The organism is Bartonella sp. AD328YNZD, assembly GCF_042196425.1.
The window spans coordinates 1-1,993 of record NZ_JBHIQG010000401.1; the positions used below are offsets into that span (position 1 = coordinate 1).

At 27.6% G+C, this 1,993-nt stretch carries 1 tRNA gene; it reads left to right on the plus strand.

Features of this window, described 5'->3' with window-relative positions:
* Positions 1-1,099 precede the first annotated feature (1,099 nt).
* A tRNA-Glu gene (locus ACFIO3_RS12210) sits at positions 1,100-1,174 on the plus strand.
* Positions 1,175-1,993: the final 819 nt, after the last annotated feature.

Genomic DNA, 1,993 nt, shown 5'->3' on the forward strand with positions numbered 1-1,993 from the left:
AACATTCCTAAAAATATAATATTTATTGTCTTCAAAGATTTCAGAATCTTTATAAAATATCTAATTCAGAATGAAAATCTGTAAAACTTATAAATGCAAGTTTCCATAAAGAAAAGTTCTAAAAAATAATCAATAACCAGTTAAAGAATATTGAAGAATTGGTAAGAAAGAATAAAAACATCTCTTCTAAATCAACAAGTATGGAACAAAAAACATTCTTTCATATGATAAATTAAGGGAATGAATAAAATAAAGTAAATCAGTAAATGATAACACATTCCTTCCTACCATTCCATAGCTTTAACTATAAATCTTTAATGCAAAAATCTTAACGCACTCATATATCAAAATAGAACCTTACATTAAAGTAAAAAACAAGACTTGATATGTGTACACCATAATTCTGAAATATTATAAATATGGAGAATAAATTTGCAAAATTCGAATATTTTATCTCAACTTATTACCACCTCTTTGCAAAACTAGCGAATTGAAGTGACAAAAAACTCAATTTACCCTTTATCCACGCTAATTCATTTTCAAATCAAGAACTTCTCAATATGTAAAAGAACAAATGAATGGTTTTTAATTTTAAAAATTTTACAGTCATATAAAAGTAAATATAAGAAAATTATTTTTTAATATATTCTGTAAAAATTGCTTTAATATTTTTATTATAAAGAATCTTTTTATATTTTGTTAAACTGAAAGGAATCTGTGGCTTGTTCCTCAAAAAACTTTTGTATGATTGGTATTATTTGTTAATTTGGTAATAAATATTGTCTTTCTAATTCATAAATTATACAGTTTTTGCTTTATGATAAACTCAAATGAGAAGTCTTCTGTATAAAGGCTCTTTCAAGCAAGTTAAATAATATTCTCATATGGTGAGCAAAGATAACAAACGATAAAATATGCAAAAAATAAATACATTAAAAATGCTGTTTTTGATCATTTTTGCCTACTCCTCAAACTGAAAAAAACAATCCAAACAGAAATCGCTCAAAAATTATTCAATAAAACACACTTTTTTCAAAAAAAATGACACAGAGGGCTTGCGAAGTAAAAAGATCCTCTCTATAAGCCTCATCATTGGTTTGCGCCCATCGTCTAGCGGTTAGGACATCGCCCTTTCACGGCGGAAACAGGGGTTCGATTCCCCTTGGGCGTACCATGTTTCTTTTTTCTATGTGTAATATATTCATTTTATTTGTGTTTTTAAAAATGAGGGATGCATAAATAAAAACGAGGGAATAAGATTTTAAAAGGAATCTCTTCGTAAAAAGGATACAAGAATCATTAGGTGATTAATTTCTTTGTTGCATTTCGAGGATAGTGCTTTACTGTGCACAGTTAATAACAATAAGAATCGATAAAACATAAAAGTTAGAAGATTCTAGCTCGCGATACGGTAATTTTATAAGTCATATCCTTGCGTATTTTCCAACCTTCAAAATTGAAGTTTATCCCAAACGCATTTTATATGAAGCATTTCTAATTACAGTGCCATTGTTATCACATTAAACTTTTTATAAACAAACAGACCGTAAGCTTAAAATTGAAATAGAAATATAAAAATAGTTTCTTATTCACCTAACACAACAAATCAAGAAACTATAATTCAGAATACGATCAACTTATTAAATGGAATCTCTGATAATAAAAATGTATAATCTCGATCCCCCGATGATCTAACTACCTTAATCTATTAAACAGATTCCTCATCAATCATAGAATAATTATAGATTTGCAAACACATCACTTCTTTTCAAAAGTTAAACCCTCCAACAAAATTTTACACTCTATTGATAATATATTCTAAAAGCTCATATTTGAATGCTTTTTTCCCCTGTTTTTACTTTTCATTATAAACTTGAAAGTGTTATACAAATAGTATCGCTTAAAAGAAAAAGGATTTCTAATGGTAAAGATCAAAGTAGAAAACCCCGTTGTTGAACTTGATGGGGATGAGATGACCCGCATCATCTGGAAA